At 36.6% G+C, this 18,189-nt stretch carries 15 protein-coding genes; 10 read left to right on the top strand and 5 right to left on the bottom strand.

Annotation, left to right across the window (positions count from 1 at the left end):
• The first annotated feature begins 6 nt into the window (after positions 1–6).
• The 3 genes from ACFOW1_RS03175 (at position 7) to ACFOW1_RS03185 (ending at position 4,270) form a co-directional block, all read left to right on the top strand.
• On the top strand, positions 7–3,009 hold the full coding sequence (locus ACFOW1_RS03175) for a sensor histidine kinase (protein WP_379012262.1): 3,003 nt from the start codon (positions 7–9) through the stop codon (positions 3,007–3,009).
• A gap of 14 nt (positions 3,010–3,023) precedes the next feature.
• The gene (locus tag ACFOW1_RS03180; RefSeq protein WP_379012263.1) at positions 3,024–3,653 is read left to right on the top strand and encodes a response regulator; all 630 of its coding nucleotides are present in this window, start codon (positions 3,024–3,026) and stop codon (positions 3,651–3,653) included.
• 227 nt (positions 3,654–3,880) lie between these two features.
• Positions 3,881–4,270, top strand: a complete 390-nt coding sequence (locus tag ACFOW1_RS03185) for a response regulator transcription factor (RefSeq protein ID WP_379012264.1) — start codon at positions 3,881–3,883, stop codon at positions 4,268–4,270.
• A 1-nt stretch (position 4,271) separates the two neighbouring features.
• Here the strand turns inward: ACFOW1_RS03185 and ACFOW1_RS03190 are convergent, their stop codons facing one another.
• A complete protein-coding gene (locus ACFOW1_RS03190) occupies positions 4,272–5,504 on the bottom strand; it encodes a proline dehydrogenase family protein (RefSeq protein WP_379012265.1) in 1,233 nt (410 codons plus the stop codon).
• Between the two features lie 281 nt (positions 5,505–5,785).
• On the opposite strand from ACFOW1_RS03190, the gene rpsF reads away from it, so the two are divergent.
• From rpsF to ACFOW1_RS03210, 4 genes are all read left to right on the top strand, one after another.
• Entirely contained in the window at positions 5,786–6,139 is a 354-nt protein-coding gene (gene rpsF, locus ACFOW1_RS03195) for a 30S ribosomal protein S6 (protein WP_379012266.1), read from the top strand.
• 2 nt (positions 6,140–6,141) lie between these two features.
• The gene (gene rpsR / locus ACFOW1_RS03200) at positions 6,142–6,405 is read left to right on the top strand and encodes a 30S ribosomal protein S18 (protein WP_379012267.1); all 264 of its coding nucleotides are present in this window, start codon (positions 6,142–6,144) and stop codon (positions 6,403–6,405) included.
• 85 nt (positions 6,406–6,490) lie between these two features.
• Complete coding sequence (gene rplI, locus ACFOW1_RS03205; protein ID WP_379012268.1) at positions 6,491–6,937, top strand: 50S ribosomal protein L9; 447 nt, start codon at positions 6,491–6,493, stop codon at positions 6,935–6,937.
• Between the two features lie 322 nt (positions 6,938–7,259).
• Positions 7,260–7,718 carry an RNA recognition motif domain-containing protein gene (locus ACFOW1_RS03210; RefSeq protein WP_379012269.1) on the top strand — a complete coding sequence of 153 codons (459 nt, stop codon included), beginning with the start codon at positions 7,260–7,262 and terminating at the stop codon, positions 7,716–7,718.
• A 53-nt stretch (positions 7,719–7,771) separates the two neighbouring features.
• Here ACFOW1_RS03210 and fmt read toward each other — a convergent pair whose 3' ends face one another.
• Both fmt and ACFOW1_RS03220 read right to left on the bottom strand, forming a co-directional pair.
• Entirely contained in the window at positions 7,772–8,701 is a 930-nt protein-coding gene (gene fmt, locus ACFOW1_RS03215) for a methionyl-tRNA formyltransferase (RefSeq protein ID WP_379012270.1), read from the bottom strand.
• Between the two features lie 110 nt (positions 8,702–8,811).
• Positions 8,812–9,327: a DUF1572 family protein gene (locus ACFOW1_RS03220; RefSeq protein ID WP_379012271.1), complete on the bottom strand. Its 516-nt coding sequence runs from the start codon at positions 9,325–9,327 to the stop codon at positions 8,812–8,814.
• A gap of 158 nt (positions 9,328–9,485) precedes the next feature.
• On the opposite strand from ACFOW1_RS03220, the gene mutS reads away from it, so the two are divergent.
• Positions 9,486–12,176, top strand: a complete 2,691-nt coding sequence (mutS, locus tag ACFOW1_RS03225) for a DNA mismatch repair protein MutS (RefSeq protein WP_379012272.1) — start codon at positions 9,486–9,488, stop codon at positions 12,174–12,176.
• Positions 12,177–12,200: 24 nt separating this feature from the next.
• On the opposite strand, the gene ACFOW1_RS03230 is transcribed toward mutS, so the two are convergent.
• Positions 12,201–12,569, bottom strand: coding sequence for a helix-turn-helix domain-containing protein (locus ACFOW1_RS03230; RefSeq protein WP_379012273.1), 369 nt, complete (start codon positions 12,567–12,569; stop codon positions 12,201–12,203).
• Between the two features lie 361 nt (positions 12,570–12,930).
• Here ACFOW1_RS03230 and ACFOW1_RS03235 point away from each other — a divergent pair, with 361 nt between their 5' ends.
• Complete coding sequence (locus ACFOW1_RS03235) at positions 12,931–13,551, top strand: hypothetical protein (RefSeq protein ID WP_379012274.1); 621 nt, start codon at positions 12,931–12,933, stop codon at positions 13,549–13,551.
• 81 nt (positions 13,552–13,632) lie between these two features.
• Here the strand turns inward: ACFOW1_RS03235 and ACFOW1_RS03240 are convergent, their stop codons facing one another.
• On the bottom strand, positions 13,633–16,140 hold the full coding sequence (locus ACFOW1_RS03240) for a M14 metallopeptidase family protein (RefSeq protein ID WP_379012275.1): 2,508 nt from the start codon (positions 16,138–16,140) through the stop codon (positions 13,633–13,635).
• Between the two features lie 131 nt (positions 16,141–16,271).
• Here ACFOW1_RS03240 and ggt point away from each other — a divergent pair, with 131 nt between their 5' ends.
• A complete protein-coding gene (ggt, locus tag ACFOW1_RS03245; RefSeq protein ID WP_379012276.1) occupies positions 16,272–18,035 on the top strand; it encodes a gamma-glutamyltransferase in 1,764 nt (587 codons plus the stop codon).
• Positions 18,036–18,189 lie beyond the last annotated feature (154 nt).

An 18,189-nucleotide genomic window follows, 5' to 3' on the forward strand; every position in this document is an offset into this window, starting at 1 on the left:
TATCATATGCCTCCTGAAATTCCAATTAGAAAGTTTGATTTTATTTCTTTTTCTATAGATTGCAATTTAAAAATATGCGACATAGCACAAGAAACAGCCGCTGCACTCGGTTACGCTAGTGTCTCAATTATTAATAAGAGTATCAATGCTTTTATTAATCCCAATCATCAACATTTATTTTTAGAAGCCATTGAGTTGCTCAACTCATCTTCTACAACCATTGAAACCACTCTAGAGCTACAGTTGGTTTTAGCTTCAAAAGAGATGTATTGGTTTTCGCTTGAACTTTGCAAGCAATATACCTCAACAACCAATCATCATTTTAAAATTTCTGCTACCAATATTCAAGCATTTAAGTTAAGAGAAGCAAACCTGATTCTGCAAATAGCCGAAAAAAACAAAGCGCTCGAAGCGTTGCAAAGTACTTACCAAATTAATGAAGCTATTGTAAATAATGCAAATGCAATTATTATAACCGTTGATGTCGATAATAAAATTTCAAGTATAAGTAAGTTTACCGAAGCGCTAATTGGGTTTACGATAGATGAAATAAAGGGTAAAGATGCTTTAGATGTATTATTACCTAAACAGCTTTATCCCGAGTATCATCAATACGTTATAGACCTACGTAAAAAAGGTCCACTTCCAAATCCGTTTGAGGGATTATTAAGAACAAAAAATGGCGAAGAACGGATTATCAGTTGGATGAGCAATCCATTGATTTTAAATGGCGAAAATATTGGCCGTGTAAGTATTGGTAAAGATATAACGGAAGTTAAAACCAAAGAACAAGCGCTTATTGATAGAGAAAATAGATTTAGACGTATTGCAGAAAATATCCCTTTACCCGTAGCTATTTGTAATAAAGAAGGACAAACTGCTTTTCTTAATAAGCAATTATTTGAAGTCATTGGGTATACTATTGATGAAATACCAACAATTTTTGATGCGTATAAATATGTTAAATATACAAATCCTGGTTTAGTTGAAAAAGAACAAAAAGAATGGGAGCATTTATTTACTCTTTTTAGCAAAGGGCAAGTTGTTAGTTTTCCGGTTTTAGAAAGAATTGTAATTTGTAAAGATGGTGCCCAAAAGCATTTTGAAATTTCTTTCTCATTGGAAGATAATATGTTATATTTAATATTTAATGATGTAACAACCAAAGTATTGTATAGTCGGAAATTAAAACAGCAAAAAGACTTTTACGAAACAATTTTAAATAATATTCCTTCCGACATAGCCGTTTTTGATAGTAATCATCGGTATTTATTTGTAAATCCAGTGGCCGTAAAGGATAAAGCATTGCGACAATGGTTAATAGGAAAAACCGATGAAGACTATTGTATTTTAAAAAATAAGCCGCTAAGTATTTCGGAGGATAGACGTAAATTATTTAATGAGGTTAAAGAAAACAAGGCGTTAAAAAATTGGGAAGAAAAACTTATAAAACCAGATGGTACAGTAGAATATCATTTGCGAAAATTATATCCAGTTCTAAATGATGAAGGGGGTATAGAATTAGCCATTGGTTATGCGGTCAATATTACCGATTTAAAGCAAGCACAAAATAGCTTAATTGAAAGTGAACAGCGATTTAAACGAATAGCAGATAATACGCCCATACCTATTTGTAATTTCGATAAGGATATGAATATTACTTATATCAATAAGAAGTTTTTAGATACGGTTGGTTATTCATTTGAGGACGTTGCAAAAGCGGATGCCTGGCCGCATTTTATTTATTATCCAGATGCAGCAAGCACAGAAAAAGGGCGCGAAGAGTGGCTAAAAGCAATCGAGAATAAATGGCATAATCCTAAAAGTAAGACACCTGTTTTAGAAAGAACGATTATTTGTAAAAATGGCGAACATAAGGTTTTTGAAATAAGCTTTACCGTAAATAATAAGCTTGTATATGCTATTTTAAATGAAGTCACAGAACGTAAAAAAGCGCAGACACTATTATTTGAAAGTGAACAACGCTTCAAAGCTTTGGCAGAGAATATGCCTATTGCTATTGGCAGTCACCATATTGATGGGGAAGTTGTGTTTTTAAATAAGTTTTTTGTAGAAACAATTGGGTATACAACTGAAGATATTCCTACACTAAAAGAATGGTACTTACGTACACAGCCTAATGCAGACACGCGAGAAAAATTGTACAGCCATTGGCTTGAAACAGTGGCTGCTTACAGGCGTGGCGAACTGCAACATGTACCCGATATAGAAACTTCGATTCTTTGTAAAAATGGTATTATAAAAACGTTTAGCTTTTTATTTAGTATTTATAAAGACGTGGTTTATATTATGTTGGTGGATATTACTGAAAGAAAAAAGGCTGAGAAAGAACTGCTTGAATCACATACACAGCTTAGAGAATTAGCTTCACATTTGCAAAAAGTAAGAGAAGAGGAGCGAAAATACATTGCAAGAGAAATTCACGATGAGCTTGGCCAATTGGTGACTGGCCTAAAAATGGATATTAGTATTACAAAAAAGAAAGTAGAAAAAATAACACCCGAACTTGGTGAAAAGCTGACTACGATCATGGAAGTAACCGACGAAATTATTCATACAGTGAGGCGAATTGCATCTGAGTTGCGTCCAAGTATTTTAGATGATATTGGCTTGGATGCAGCATTAGAATGGCAAGCAAAGGAGTTTGAGAAAAGAACTAATATTACTTGCGTATTTGTAAATAATGCGAGAGATATTGTTGTTTCTATGGATGTGAAGTCCAACCTCTTCAGAATTTTTCAAGAATCATTGACAAATATTATTCGTCATGCAAATGCCACCATTGTTAAGGCTTCTTTAGTTACACAAGAGAACAGTCTAATTTTTACAATTACGGATAATGGTGATGGCTTTAAAACAGAAAATACTGGTAGAACCTTTGGTTTATTGGGCATGAAAGAGCGAGTTATAATGATAAATGGTATTTTTGAGATAGAAAGTCAATCGGGTAGGGGAACACAGATTGTGATAAAAATACCGTTGGTATAAATTGTAAAATGTAGATGAAGATATTAATAGGCGACGACCACCATGTTGTACGACGAGGTTTAAAAATGATTATTCTTGATGCTTATCCAAAGGCCTTTATAGAAGAAGCGGCAGAAGGTGCAACCTTGCTTCAAAAATTAAAGCTTCAAAAATGGGATATCATTATTTGTGATATTTCTATGCCGGGCCGAAGTGGCTTGGAAATAATGCAAATAATAAAGGAACAAGCGCCTAAAATCCCTGTGTTGATGTTGAGCATGCATCCTGCAGAACATTATGCAATAAGAGCATTAAAACTTGGTGCATTTGGTTATATCACTAAAGAAAGTGCATCGGACGAACTCATACAAGCTATTAAAACCATTAATGCTGGGAGAAAGTATATCACACAAGACATTGCAAATATGTTAGTTGATGAAAATGAAGATTTGTTTGCTGATAATCAACCGCATAAGCAGCTTTCAAATCGAGAATTTGATGTGATGAAAATGATAGCTGAGGGTAAAAAAATTTCAGATATTGCGAACCAACTATCGCTGAGTATTAATACAATAAGTACGTATAGAACACGAATTTTAAAAAAAATGAAAATAGATAACAATGCTGATTTAACTAAATATGCGTTAGATAAAGGTATAATTTAGACTTATTTCCAAAGCTTGTAGTATTACTACTACGAAAAAAATGTTATCTTCGTTACAATTTTAAAATGGGTTTGGTTATTTCTTTGTCATAACCTATGAACCCGTTTTAACCTCAATATCCTGCCAATTATCCGAATCTAATCTTTTCTAAAATTATTGTAAATACACCTTCGGGTGTATTTATCATTTTTATTATTGATTTGCGAATTATTGTCAAATGCCCCAAAATGCCCATTAAAAAAATAGATATTCTTATTGTAGACGATTCCATCACTATTCTTACTAGAATGAAGGAAATATTGTCTGAAATAAAATGTGTTAATATTATTGATATCGCCACTAATAGTAATGATGCTCTGGAGTTATTATTGTTCCGTCAGCCTGCATTGATATTGTTAGATATTAATATGCCACATAAAAACGGTATTGAACTTTTGAAAGAAGTGAAATTACTTTACCCAAAAGTAAAAGTAATGATGGTTACAAATCAATCTGTTGATTACTATAAACCGATATGTATGGAATTCGGCGCAGAATATTTTATCGATAAATCAACAGAATTTGAACTAATCCCTGATATTATTGAATCGATATCTAAGAGTGTTACAGGCAAATAGGTTATGCCGTTTTTCGTCTACTTAACTCTTTTTTAATTAAACTCAGTTCTCTACCAGTTTGGCCACTTACACTACTATTTTCCTGCGCTCTACGCATTAGATAAGGAATGACGTCTCTTATTGGTCCAAAAGGTAAATATTTACTTACACTGCAACCTGCTTTTGCCAAATTAAATGTAATATGGTCACTCATGCCATATAATTGTGAAAAATGAACATGTGGATGTTTTAACGATAAGCCTTTGGTTTCTAACAAGTTAACCGCCAATAAATTGCTGTCTTCATTGTGTGAAGCCACAATAAATGCTGTATTATCGATATTGTCGATACAAAATTTAATAGCTGTGTTGTAATCTGCATCAGAAGCCTCCTTGGTAGGTTGTATCGGTGATTGATAACCTTTTTCATTTGCACGTTTACGTTCTTTTTCCATGTAGGCGCCACGTACTAATTTCACACCTAATACAAAATTTCTTTGTTTAGCAATTTTGTAAGATAACTCTAAAAATTGTAATCTATCGTGTCGGTAAAGTTGAATGGTGTTGTAAACAATGGGTTTCGATTTATTAAATTCTTCCATCATTTCAATCGTCAATCGATCTACAGGGTCTTGAAACCAACTTTCTTCTGCATCTACTAATACGCCTATATTATGTTCGGCTGCTGCTTCGCAAATGCGGTACATCCTGTCGCATACTTTGTCCCATTCAGCTTGTTCTTCTTCGTGGTCGTGTATACCACTGCGCAATCTTGGTGCTTCATTTAAGGTTTGTAGCAAACCGTGCCTTGCAAAGCCACTAACCTTGATGCTAATGAAAGGGATATTTTTTTGTGTAGCTGCGTACTTTATCACTTTGATAAACTCTTCTGTGGCATGTTCAAAATTGTCTTCGCCTTCTTTGCCTTCTACTCCATAATCCAATATTACATCTACACCATATTTACTCAAGTTAGTAGCAACTTCAGCAGTTTCTTGTAAGGTTTCACCGCCCACAAATTGCTTGAAAATGGTATTTTTAATAATACCGTTGATAGGTAAGCCAGTTTTCATTAAAAAAGGTGTAATTCTAGTGCCTATCGGTACAAACAATGGATAATCCATTGTGCTAAATAAAAATTTTGATTGCTTTAACTCTTTATCGCTTTTATAAGCAAAGGCATTTTCAGTATTATCAAAAGAAATCATCGTCATACTAACATCTGTTCGTAAAGCAAATATCGGTGTAGCGGTCATAACAAAAAAGTGTTTAGTAAAAAGAGTTAATAATTATGTATTTTGCTGCGTGAATGAATCACTTTCACAAAATATTATCTGTTAAAGGCAGTAGCGCAATTAAACCAAGGTCATAATTTAGCTAATTTCATGCCATCTCTACGCTATCAAGAAAAAATATTTCTTAATTTCTCAAAACCCCTTACTTTTGCAGCCCCAAATATGTCTTGGCATATTCTATCTGCGATATTGCAGATTGTCCGATGGGATAAAACCATTTTAAGAACCAAAAAATTTAAGTAATGAACAATTACGAATTAATGGTGATTTTTACACCCGTTCTTTCAGAAGAAGATTTCAAAGCTTCTCAGAAAAGATACGCTGACCTTGTTACTGAAGCAGGCGGCGAGATTGTTAATAGCAATCCTTGGGGTTTAAAATCATTAGCTTACCCAATTCAGAAAAAAACAACAGGTATTTATTGGGTATTAGAGTTTACTGCTCAAAGCGATTTCAACGAAAAATTGAAAATCCAATTATTACGTGACGAGCAAGTAATGCGTCACATGATTACTAAACTTGACAAAAACGCCGTTGAGTACAATCATGTAAAAAGAAATGGCGGATTTAAAAACCTTGATAAAGCAACTGTATAATCATGGCAAAGAACGAAATAAAATACCTTACCGCTATTAAGCAAGAAAAGCCAAAAAAGAAATTTTGCCGCTTTAAAAAATACGGTATTAAATATGTTGATTACAAAGACATTGAATTTTTAAAGAAATTTATTAACGAACAAGGCAAAATGTTACCTCGTCGTTTAAGTGGTAACTCTTTAAAATATCAACGTAAAGTTGCCGACGCTGTAAAAAAAGCGCGTCAAATGGCTTTGTTACCATATGTAACAGATTTATTAAAATAAACAACATTAGTAACCTTCCCTAATTTCAAAATAAGGTTGAAAGACAGCATAAAAGCTGGGCTCTTGGGAACTAACAAATCATACAATGCAAGTAATATTAATTCAAGACGTTGATAATTTAGGTGGCCGTAACGAACTAGTAACTGTAAAAAACGGTTACGCTCGTAACTTCTTAATTCCACAGAAATTTGCTATCGAAGCTAATCCTACTAATTTAAAAAAATTGGAAGAAACGCTAAAAGTAAAAGCGAAGAAAGAAGCGGCTATGTTAGCTGAATTGAAAAAAGTAATCGAAGTTTTAACTGCATCTCCAGTAAAATTGGGTGCAAAAACTGGTACTACTGGTAAAATTTTCGGTAGCGTAACTTCATTACAAATTGCACGTGCCATTCGCGACCAAAAAGGTTACGAAATTGACCGCAAACGTATCTCTATCGCTGAAGAAGTGAAAGAATTAGGTACCTACAAAGCATCTATCGATTTCGGTAATGGTAACACTACAGAAGTTGAGTTTGAAGTAGTTGCAGAATAATTTCAATTGCAATATTTAATTAAAGCCCGTAGCCATTAGGTTACGGGCTTTTGTATTTCTATGCAACTTCGTTGTGTCACTCACTTGTACGTTCTGTTCTTTTTTCGGCTTTTTGCATACGTAAAAAATCAAACAATTAGAAATTTTTCCGCCATTTATTTTTGTTAACAGAAAAATAAATTTTGAGAACTCAATTAATATGATACTTTTACTTCTCACAATGGTCAGTTTTACAATTCTCTCGAAAGATTTCTACGTAAATACTCAGGGTTTTTGGTTACTGTTTTCCCATTGATTTATTTACTTTTTTTAATTAAAAAACATGAACATTTACGTTGGTAATCTTAACTGGGCAATGACTAGTGAAGAATTACAAGAACTTTTCGCACCGTATGGTGAAGTAACAAGTGCAAAAATTGTTACTGACAAATTTAACAACAATCGTAGCAAAGGTTTTGGTTTCGTAGAAATGAGCGATGATGATGCAGCGCGTACTGCTATCAGTGCTTTACACGATAGCGAAATTTCTGGTCGCCAGATTGTTGTAAACGAATCTACTCCTCGTCCTGAAGGCGAAAGAAGAGAAGGTGGATTTAAAAAACGCAGCTTCGGTGGCGGCGGTGGTAACAGCGGTGGCGGTTACGGCGGCGGTGGAAGTCGTGGCGGTAGCGGCGGCGGATACGGCGGTGGCGGTGGAAGCCGTGGTGGTGGCTACGGCGGTGGAAACCGTGGTGGTGGCGACCGTGGCGGTAACAGCGGTGGTGGTTACAACAGATATTAACTCTATCTAACTACTTATAAAAAAATCCTACCCAATTATTTGGGTGGGATTTTTTATGCCCTATAGCCCCGTAAAAACTCTTCTACCAATAATCGCTTTTTACCTTCTAGCTGCATGTCAAGCACATGTACAAAGCCATCTGCACAGCTGAATTTTAAATAAGTTTTATTATCAGTTATTACAGAGCCCATGGCTTCACTATGAGATGTAATTTCTTTTTTACTTTTAAATATTTTCAGCTTCTTGTTATTTAACGTCGTAAAGGCGGCAGGGTAGGGTGATAAGCCTCTAACTAAATTATGAATGTCAGCAGCCGATTGATGCCAGTCAATTTCACAAGTTTCTGTAAATATTTTGGGTGCATGTTTTAGATTAGGATTATTGGCAATATTCTGCGGCACTTCTTTAATGCTACCGTCTGCTAGACCCTGCATCGTTTTTACTAATGTTGTCGCACCAATTTCTTTCATGGTATCGTGAATATCGCCAAGAGTTGCGTTTTCAGGAATTGGCATGGTTTGCTGTAATAAAATATTACCCGTATCTATGGCATGCTGCAGTTTAAAAGTTGTAACGCCTGTTTCTGTTTCGCCATTAATGATTGCCCAGTTAATGGGTGCTGCACCACGATATTGTGGTAGCAAGGAGCCATGCACATTAATTGTACCCATTGGTGGCATAGACCAAACAATTTCAGGTAGCATTCTAAATGCAACCACTACTTGTATATCAGCTTTTAATCCTTTTAATTCCACTAAAAACTCTGGGTTCTTTAGCTTTTCTGGTTGAAGTGTGTACAAGCCTTTTTCTACTGCATATTTTTTTACGGCACTCTGTGTAAGCTGCATGCCTCTACCGGCTGGTTTATCTGGTGCCGTAATGACACCTACAATATTGCAACCCGCTTGCACTAAAGCATCTAAAGAAGCAACTGCAAATTCAGGCGTACCCATAAAAACAATTCTCAAATCTTGCAATCTCATTGGGCAAATGTACGAGCCTACTTTAAAAGTAATTCTACCACAGAGTAACATAAGGTAGAAAGGTCCTAAAATATCTCGTTCTATGTGTCTCTGTGTCTATGTGGTGATTCTTATTTATGCCCCATGCTCTCATTAAAATCTTTGCTTTTGTTTTTAGCAATACTTAGTGTTGTAAAAGACGCATCTTTAATCATTTTACCAATGGTTACGATTTGCCCTACATGATAAGGATAATGGGCTAGCTGGCGCAAAATTGCATCGTATACTTTTAGCGGCTCGCTGCGTATGGTGATGGTTTTTTCTAAATCAGCTTCTGTAAGGCTTTCTAACGCTTTTATTAAGCAATCCCAGCCTGTATTCCAAAAAGATACGACATCGGCTTTAGATAGCGCCATCGTTTCAAATTCGCCATCTCGCTTTCGCCACGCTTTCTCGCCATCTTCGGTTAAAAAATTTGTCCAGCGGCTCAACATATTACCATACAAATGTTGCACAATAATGGCAATGCTGTTGCTATCGGGTGATGGTTGAAATAATACATCTGCATCGTTTAGCTGTGCAAATGTTTTATCCCCTAACTCTTTATAGTACTTAAAACGTTTGATGGCATCTTTTAAAAAATTCATATAGTAGAAGCATTAATAGATGAAAAATAAGCTGTAAAGTTAATTATTTGAATAGGAAGCTTGCAAACATTTATGCTTAGAAAAACTATCGATTGTCTCGCACAATATCTGAACAACAAAAGCCTATCATTATTAACGAGGCACTTATATTTGTCATTATGGCAAAAGCAAGTACAGAAACTCCACTAATGCAGCAACATAAGGCTATTAAACAGCGCTATCCGGACGCTATTTTGTTGTTTCGAGTGGGCGATTTTTACGAAACTTTTGGTGATGACGCCGTTAAAGCCTCTTCTGTTTTAGGCATCACATTAACTAAGCGCAATAATGGCGATGAAAATAGCAGCCAATTGGCGGGTTTTCCGCACCATGCACTAGATACTTACCTACACAAATTGGTAAAAGCAGGTTACAGGGTGGCTATTTGTGACCAACTAGAAAACCCTAAAGAAGCCAAAGGCATTGTAAAACGTGGCGTTACAGAATTGGTAACACCTGGCATCGCGACTAACGATAAACTGCTGGAACACAATAGCAATAACTTTTTAGCGGCGCTACATTTTACAGAAGACCAACTAGGAGTAGCATTTTTAGATATTAGTACGGGTGAATTTTTTGTAGCCGAAGGCAATGCCGAATACATGGATAAATTGCTGCAAAGCCTAAAACCTGCTGAAGTTATTTTTCAGCGCAGCTACCAAAAGCAGTTTAAAGAACTGTTTGGTTCCAAGTTTTATACCTACACTATGGAAAGTTGGCTGTTTGAGGAAGCATTTGCCACCGAAAGCTTGCTCAAGCATTTTCAAACCCATTCTTTAAAAGGCTATGGCGTAGACAATATGCACAGTGCCATTGTGGCTGCAGGGGCTATTTTGTATTATTTAAAAGAAACAGAACACCCCAATCTACAACATATTACCGCTATTCAGCGGATGGAAAAAGAAGATTATTTGTGGATGGATAAGTTTACCATTCGTAACCTTGAACTACTATCTACTGGCGCCAATGAAGGTAATAGTTTACTTAAAACCATCGACAATACCGTTAGCCCAATGGGTGCTAGAATGCTAAAACGCTGGACGGTTTTGCCGTTGAAAGATATTGGTAAAATAAATGAGCGATTGGATGCTGTGGCGTTCTTTATTCTGCAAGCAGATTTGCGCAAGCAACTAGCTATAGCTATTAAAACTTGTGGTGACATAGAACGCTTGGTGAGTAAATTACCATTAAAGAAAATTAACCCAAGAGAAGTATTGCAATTGGCCAAAGGTTTGCAACAAGTCGCTATGATTAAACAGCAACTAAGCCAAAGTAATAACGATTATCTCAAACGCTTGGCTGATGCGCTTAACCCTTGCCATTTTATTGTAGAAAAAATTATTAATGAAATAAATGAAGCGCCGCCAATTGCCGTAAACAAAGGCAGTGTGATTAAAACTGGCGTAAATACTGAACTAGATGAGTTGCGCAATATTGCTTCTGGCGGTAAGGAATATGTAATTGGTATTCAACAAAGAGAAGCTGAAGCAACAGGCATTTCGTCGCTTAAAATTGGCTTTAATAATGTGTTTGGTTATTATTTAGAAGTCACCAATATTCATAAAAATAAAGTACCGAACCAATGGTTTAGAAAACAAACCTTAGCCAATGCAGAGCGGTATATTACGCCAGAATTAAAGGAATACGAAGAGAAAATAACAGGTGCAGAAGATAAAATTTTAACCATTGAATTAGCCTTGTACGACAAGCTATTACTGGCTTTGCAAGATTATATAGCGCCTATTCAAGTAAATGGTAATGTACTAGCTATTGTAGATTGTTTGCTGTGCTTTGCTGAAAATGCGTTGCAGTTTAATTACAAAAAGCCGCAATTGCATGATGGGTTAGAGTTGCATTTGGTAGAAAGTAGGCATCCCGTGATTGAGCGCAACTTACAAGCTGGCGAAACCTATATTGCCAATGATATTTACCTGCATCCTGATGCACAACAAATTATTATTCTCACTGGCCCAAATATGAGTGGTAAAAGTGCCATTCTGCGCCAAACTGCGCTCATTACTTTAATGGCACACATGGGCAGTTTTGTACCTGCTGATGTGGCTAAAATACCATTAACGGATAAAATTTTTACCCGTGTAGGGGCAAGCGATAACCTTAGTGGCGGCGAAAGTACCTTTATGGTTGAGATGAACGAAACGGCTAGTATCATCAACAATATTTCGCAACGTAGCTTGATATTGCTGGATGAAATTGGTCGTGGTACATCTACCTACGATGGTATTTCTATTGCATGGAGCATTGTGGAGTTTTTGCAAAGTTCGCCCGCATCACCTAAAACCTTATTTGCTACCCACTATCATGAACTCAATGAGCTAGAAGAAAAATTGCCAACTGTTAAAAACTACCATGTTACCAATAAGGAAGTGGGCAATAAAATCATCTTTTTGCGCAAACTAGCACCTGGCGGTAGCACGCATAGTTTTGGTATTCATGTGGCGAAAATGGCTGGTATGCCACCCAAATTAATTGCCCGTGCCAATCATATTTTAAAGCAATTAGAAGATAGCCGTGATTCGGTAGATAGTGAGCAGTCGATAGACGAGTCAGCCCACAGTCCACAGTCCACAGTCCACAGAAAAACTACAATAGCGCATTCTGTCCCATTGGGTCGGTTAGGTGGCGCTGTGAAAAATCTAGAAGCACCACAGATGCAACTCTCCATTTTTGATGCCCATTCTGAAACTTTTAGTGATATCCGGAATGCTTTAAATGCCATTGATATTAACCGCCTAACGCCAGTTGAAGCTTTGTTGAAATTGCAAGCCATTAAAGAAATGGTTAAGGCTTAGCATGTTTTGTTATTTCCCCCAACATCAAAGGCTTTGGTTATCCTCTTTCTTTATTAGACTATCAATAAAGGCTTGTACTTCTAAAATTTTATCTGGCGCCATTGTTTTTAATTGGCTAGCAATAGATGCTTGTTTGGCTATCGGTTTTAATTTGGTCAGTGGATGATCTGTGGGTAAAATGTTGTTTTCTGTGGCGTGCCAACTCATTAAATCGTTAGGTGTACAATACAAAATGGTGCAAAGCTTTTGCAGTACCGACATACTAACGCTTTCTTGTCGGTTATTTACCAATCTAAATGCTGCCGAATGCGAGAAACCGTGCTGCACCAAAAAGCGTTTGGGATTATCAATGCCTTTGTTATTGCACACTTTTAATACGTCTAGTTGTAACATAATTTTTTTAGCTAAAATAATTGTTTTTTTAGGATTTTAGGTGATAGATTGACTGTCTAAGATAGTATTTTATTTCTCGATGAACGACTGCTTACTATCGTAGATATTTTTTTGATTTTCTATAAATAGTCTCTTACTGTCAAAGATAATTTTTTATTTCTAGATGAATACATTATTGTCCTTGGAGATAGTTTTTTATTTCCCGATGAACATCGGCTTACTGTCTAAGTGCTATTTTTGGGTGCTACTATTTCATGGCACAAGATTTTTTTTATTTTATTATTTATTATAGCCTTACACTTATAGTAATGTTTGCTACTATTGATGCTTTATTTACCAAATACCAAAACCAATTTTATTTATGAGCTTAACAACAAGGCTTTTTAAAGTAAGCGGCAGTAAAATTCAAAGCTTATATATTGCTGACTCGGGCTTGCATTTTTCTAGTAATAAGTTCGACGCTGAAGAGGATTTTGAGCAGTCATGGGGTAAAACGCTTACCCTAGCTACAAAAATCGAAATACCATTCGACAAAATTAAATCGGTTACAAAAGAAGATGCTGCCAAAGAATTATCGATAAAATATAAAGCCGTACTTGGGATAGGGTCTGATTGTGAATTTTCTTTTGTTGATAATTCAAATGTTGAAGTATTGTTTAATCATTTACAAGCTGAACATTATTTTACACGTAGTGAAGCCCAATTATCGCCCTTTGGCGCTATTTGGAAACATCTTTTAGGATTGGCATTGGTAGCTGGTGTTACCGTTTTTAGTTATAACGAAGCTTTGGCAATGGCAAATGGTGCAGCATACGAACCAAGTACGGGCAGGGCGAGATTATTTATGCGTTTGATAGAATTATTGGGCGATAAAGGAGTACTAGTAGTTGGTATTGCAATAGCAGGCTATATTGGCTATAAATTAGTAACAAGATTTAAGAATCCGCCAATACAAATTAAATTATTACCACCAATGGGTTAATAATTTTTACGTAAAAAAAGCCGCTAGTCTTATTGCTAGCGGCTTTGCTATGTGTCTATATGCCTATGTGGTTACTTATTTTTAATGCCCCACCACAAACACGGCATTACAGAATAAAAGCTTACCATTTTCCCAGAACAGGCGGAAAATTGGGTCGTCGCTGAGGTATACGATGCTACCGTTACCAATATTTTGTACGCCGAATAAAGTACCGTCTTTTAGTTTGGCTTTTACTTTTACGCCGCCAAAACCTGTTACATAAGCCTCTTTTTTAATAGTACCAACGTTCCAGCCATCTTTTAAGAATTGATAAATATTATCGTCTTGTTTTAAAATGTAATAATAGTTAGGATAGCCATAAGCAAGTGGATGCGTATTGTCTAAATCTATTTTGTAAATAGCGCCAGGTATTTGGTCAGATATGCGAGAGCGTTGATTGTCACCATATTTTTTAATGGCTGCGTAGTCATCTTTTTTCTCTTTATCGTCTGCTTTATCTTCTTTTGCTTTTAAGCCCCAATCTCCATTTGCAAATTGCATCACTGCATTATCTAATGCTACAATTTTACCGCCGCTACGCACAAAGTCTTTTAATTTATCGCTTATTGGCTTATCGTTTAAAGAGCGGTAGTTGCCATCAGGTACGATCAATACATTGTAATCTTTAAGGCTCACCCTAGCAAGGTCTGCGGCATTAAACAATGTAATAGGGTAGTCTAGCGTTTGCTCAAAGAAATGCCACACTTCCCCAGCACCAGTAGACGATGTTTGTTCGCCACTAAGCATTGCTACTTTAGGCGCACTAATAAAGCTGATATCGGGGCTACCAAAGTCGGCCCCTTTATCCATAAAGCCAGTTTCTACCACACTCACCGCCACTGAAGAACCCTTAATAGCTTCGCTAATTTTTTGGTTCACATTAGCAGGGTTGCCCTTGCTTAACACAATTAAAGTACCACGGTCGTAGTTTTCTTTATTGTAAGTAAATGGTAGGTTAGCCATACGCAGTTTAACGCCTTGCTTTAATAAACTAGCCATTACTTTGGCACTAGCCAAAGAAGCGTATTTGATTAAATAACCGTATTTGTTGGCTGGTAAAATAGCAGGTGTATTGGTGTCAGTAGGTTTTGCGGTAATAGCTAAGTTTTCTTTTACTGCATAGGCATCTAATCCAAAAGCATAAGGTACTGCCCAAGCTGTGATGTCGTAAGTGTTAGAATCAGATAAATTGCCTTTTGGTTCTAGTAAGACAGTTGCTAAAACCGATTTCGGCTGTTGCATGCTTACAGCAATATGGTATTTTTTCAACGTGGCCTCGCCTTCTTTTAAAGTATTGTAGTTAAAACCTTTGAAGCTAGTATTACTTAATACACCATATTCTATGCCATTGGCTTTAAATAGTTTTTCGGCAGCGGCTAGCTTGTCTGCATTGTCGCTGGTTAATACATAGGTTTTATAAGTGAAATTTTTAGCACTACGCGCATCATCAAAAAAACGTTTGTATTCGTCTATCAGTTTTTGGGCGTTTCTACTAGCAGTTTCTATGGTAGATAAACCAGTGGTATAATGGTGCATCACTCGGTCAAGCAAGGTCAAGGTATCGCCATCTGCTTTTACCACACCAAGACCACCTCTACCGCCGCCACCTTGCTCAAACGTCATACCAATAGAACCATTATAAATAGGGTAGGTATCGCCATAAGATGGGTAAAACAAATCGAAACGTTCTTTGGTAAAAAATAGCCAACCGTTGGCGTCAAAATATTTGGCGTGGTTTCTACCAATCATTTCTTGAAACTCGTGCTGCCATGGGGTAATTAGTTCGTGGTAAGGTTCGGCGGCAGGGGCAAAATAATAAGGTTCGTTAATGCCTTGCTCGTGATAATCCACATGAATTTGTGGTAACCATTGGTTGTATTTTACTAAGCGCTGTTGGGTTTCTATTTGTGTTTGCCAAGCCCAATCTCTGTTTAAATCAAAATTGTAATGGTTACTTCTGCCACCAGGCCATGGTTCTGCATGTTCTCTTGATTGAGGATTAGGATTATAGTTTTTACCAACCATACTATTAAACCAGTTAACATATCTGTCACGGCCATCTGGGTTAATACAAGGATCCATAATAATTACTGTATTTTTTAACCACTCTTTGGTTTGTGTGTTGGTGGGGTCTACTAAGGCGTACAAAGTCAGCATCGCTGCTTCTGAAGAGGAGGTTTCGTTGCCATGAACATTATAGCTAAGCCATACAATAGCGGGTGCATCTTTTACCGAAGGTGCAGCTTTATCTTTTGCAGCGCCAGCAATGCGTAAGTTATTTAAGCGAATAGATTCTAAGTTTTTAAGATTTTCTGGTGTTGCGATATAAGCAATCATCAGTTCGCGACCTTCGTTGGTTTCGCCGTATTTTTCAGTTTTTACCATGTTTGGTAAAGCTGCTGCCACGCTTTTAAAATACTCAACCACTTTATAATGACGCGTGTAACGTGTACCTACTTTGTAACCTAGAAATTGGTCAGGGCTTTGTAGGTTTTGTGCTAATGAAACGATGGATGTAAGTAATAACAATCCCAATAATAGTTTTCTCATAAACATGTTTGTGTGAGGGGTGAATATATAACAAGTAAAAAAGCAGTCCAAAGTAATCGTTAGTTTTTTATTTGAAAGGAGATTTATCTATTTGGTTACATTAGTTTCATTAAAACATTTATCTTCCGCTTATGAAAAAAATTGTCTCGCTCATAATCATTTGTATTTGCCAGCTATCGCTTTTTGCACAGCCCAAAAAAATAAACCAAGATCTATCAGGTTTAAAAAACCTGACAGGTATACAGTTAGTTGGTGCGGGTAAAATGATAGACCCTTATCATTACACCATTGAAAAAACTGCGTTGTTTAGTAAAGCCTCTGTTAGTTGTGCCCATCCATTAGCAAGTATGGTTGGTGCAGCCATGATGCAACAAGGTGGTAATGCATTTGATGCTGTTATTGCTACGCAATTAACATTGGCCGTTGTATATCCTGGTGCTGGTAATATTGGCGGTGGCGGTTTTTTGGTAGGCCATACACCAGCAGGTAAAAATATTACTATTGATTACCGAGAAACGGCACCCAAGAAAGGCTATAGAGACATGTATTTAGATAGTGCTGGCAAAGTGATTCCTAATTTATCCGTGCTCGGACATTTAGCAAGTGGTGTACCAGGCACCATTGCAGGATTATTCGCCACCTTGCCTTATGCCAAATTACCCATGAAAACATTAATACAACCTGCGATAGATATTGCTGAGTTTGGATTTGTGATTAGTGAACGAGAAGCCGCAGGCCTAAATGCAACCCGAGAATCTTTTATTAAAAACTCAACCATGTCTACTGCATTTGTGAAAGAAGGTAAATGGAAAGCTGGCGATACATTGGTGCAGAAAGAATTAGCTGAAACCCTAAAACGTATTAGAGATTTTGGGCAAAAAGGCTTTTATGAAGGTAAAACTGCCGATTTAATTGTAGCTGAAATGCAGCGAGGAAAAGGTATTGTAAGTAAAGAGGACTTAAAAAATTACAAAGCAAAAGCCCGTGCAGCGCTTGCTTTTAATTATAAAGACTACAGTATTATTGGTATGCCACCACCAAGCAGTGGCGGTATTATTGTACTACAAATGATGAAAATGATTGAGCAAAAACCTCTTTCTGCTTATGGTTTTCAATCAACAAAAGCGGTACAGCTAATGGTAGAAGTAGAACGAAGGGCTTATGCCGATAGAGCAGCACATTTGGGCGATCCTGATTTTTGGAAAGTGCCGATAAAAACATTGGCTGATAATACTTATCTAAAAAATAGAATGGCCGATTACGATAGTACCAAAGCAACACCAAGTACTGCAATTAAAGCTGGCACCATTCATGAAAGCGACGAAACCACGCATATTAGTGTGATGGATGCTGCGGGTAATATGGTAAGTGTTACTACTACATTAAACGGTGGCTATGGTAGTAGAACGGTAGTAGGTGGTGCAGGATTTTTAATGAACAACGAAATGGACGATTTTAGTGTAAAACCTGGCGTGCCAAATATGTATGGCGCCATAGGTGGTGAAGCAAATGCTATTCAACCTAACAAACGCATGTTGAGTAGTATGACCCCAACATTGGTATTGAAACAAGGTAAACCATATATCGTTTGTGGAACACCAGGAGGTACTACCATTCCTACTTCTGTTTTTCAAACATTGGTAAACTTTCTTGAGTTTAATATGAGCGCAGAAGATGCGGTTAACAAGCCAAAATTTCACCACCAATGGTTGCCAGATGAAGTAGCCGTAGAAACAGGTTTTCCTACTAAAATAATATCAGAATTACAAGCAATGGGTTATAAAATAACACAGCGCACAGCCATTGGTAAAACTGAAGCCATCCGTATTTTACCCAATGGTAAATTAGAAACTGCGGCAGATAAAAGAGGCGATGATAGTGTAGCAGGATTTTAGCGTTAGTAGTTTAAATGTAGATGTGTAGGGTTGTAAATGTTGGTAACCAATTTTGATCTGGAAAATTCACCTATTAAAAATTCTTTTACATCTAATTTTAACATTTGTCAATACGTGGCATGATTTATTCTAAGTAATAATTAATAAAATAATT

The sequence above is a fragment of the Parasediminibacterium paludis genome (genome assembly GCF_042651445.1).
In the GTDB taxonomy this organism is placed as follows: Bacteria; Bacteroidota; Bacteroidia; order Chitinophagales; family Chitinophagaceae; genus Parasediminibacterium; species Parasediminibacterium paludis.